Origin of the sequence: Geobacillus thermopakistaniensis (assembly GCF_000498995.1) — a bacterium.
In the GTDB taxonomy this organism is placed as follows: Bacteria; Bacillota; Bacilli; order Bacillales; family Anoxybacillaceae; genus Geobacillus; species Geobacillus thermoleovorans.
In genome coordinates, this window is sequence record NZ_AYSF01000010.1 from 1 (window position 1) to 1,253 (window position 1,253).

General features: G+C 56.5%; 3 protein-coding genes. All 3 read right to left on the reverse strand.

Translation table 11 applies throughout. The annotated features are described in order from the left end of the window. Window positions 1–347, reverse strand: a 347-nt coding sequence (locus tag T260_RS136785) for a hotdog fold thioesterase (RefSeq protein ID WP_031212114.1), incomplete at its 3' end; no start/stop codon positions are given. Then, a complete protein-coding gene (locus T260_RS136780; RefSeq protein ID WP_011231059.1) occupies window positions 347–661 on the reverse strand; it encodes a hypothetical protein in 315 nt (104 codons plus the stop codon). The genes T260_RS136785 and T260_RS136780, both read right to left, overlap by 1 nt. A gap of 14 nt (window positions 662–675) precedes the next feature. Then, on the reverse strand, window positions 676–1,092 hold the full coding sequence (locus T260_RS136775) for an acyl-CoA thioesterase (protein ID WP_011231058.1): 417 nt from the start codon (window positions 1,090–1,092) through the stop codon (window positions 676–678). Window positions 1,093–1,253 lie beyond the last annotated feature (161 nt).

Consider the following 1,253-nt stretch of genomic DNA (forward strand, 5'->3'; position numbering starts at 1 on the left):
TTTTCGGCGCGCTTTTCCCACACCATCGTCGTCCGACCGCGGTGCAACACCGTCCCTGTCGCCGTCACCGTCCCGCGGCGAACGGCGCGGACGTGATTGGCGTTGATTTCCAATCCAACGACGTTTTCCGTGTTGGGGTCCACAAGCGCGTACGCGCCGATGCTGGCGACCGTCTCCGCTAAGGCGACTGAGGCGCCGCCATGCAGCAGCCCAGCCGGCTGGTGCGTGCGCCAGTCGACCGGCATCGTCGCGACGACGCGGCCTTCGCCAACCTCAACAATTTCGATGCCGAGCGTATCGATCAACGTATGTTTCGACATTTCCTTCACAACGGCCAAATCGATCATCATTCCTTCTTCCCCCGTTTCGTGAATCGTTCCAGTTCAAACAGCCGTCCTTCCTGCTGCAAAATGCGCGTTTGCGTCTCACCGAGCAAATCGAAATGCGGAAACTCACCGCGCCGATCGATCCACTCTTCCTTCAGCCCGTACTGCCGCCCCCAAGCGGCGAGTTTTTCGACATCGGCGCAGCCGACTTTCGTCACTGTCGTGCAATGCGGAAACCGTTCGTCGTACCAATAGTGGGTCAAAAAGGCGATTTCACCGCGCTTCACTTTCTCTTTCCATGCCGCGAGCTCATGTCGGCGGATGCCAAACGCCATCGCACCGCTCCCCTTTACCGCTTCGCCCGCTCATATGCTTCATGCCAGTCAGGAAAATATTTGCGGATCACGATCGGCCGAAACGTATCGCGCTTGACGCAAACATGCTGCGACTTTCCGGTCACCGCCACCTCGCCGTCCGGGGCGAGAATCTCGTAGCCGTATGTCACGCGGATGCCGTCATAGGCGTCAATCCATGTGCGGACAGTCGCCGTTTCCCCGTAGTGAAGCGGCTTTTTGTACGACACTTGCAAATCGACAACAGGCGAAATGATGCCTTCTTTCTCCATGTCAGCATAATGAAAGCCAAGCTGTTTGATCAATTCCGTGCGCCCGACTTCCATCCAAACTAAATAGTTCGCGTGGTAGACGACGCCCATTTGGTCTGTTTCCGCATAACGCACTTCAATTTGTTTTTCTGCCACTTTCACGTTCGTTCTCCCTCCATTTTTTACCGGGCCTCCTCTTCTATGTTACCATTCGCCCGTCGGCTCGCTCAAGCGGTAGACAAAAAAACGAAGCCGCCCCCGCATGAGGGCTGCTTCGTTTACTGGCAGCCGTGTTTTTTCGGCCGAATTTTAGGCGGATGCCG

Coding starts and splice junctions, on each gene's coding strand:
- T260_RS136780 (WP_011231059.1), bottom strand. CDS start 661: ATGGCGTTTGGCATCCGCCGACATGAGCTCGCGGCATGGAAAGAGAAA.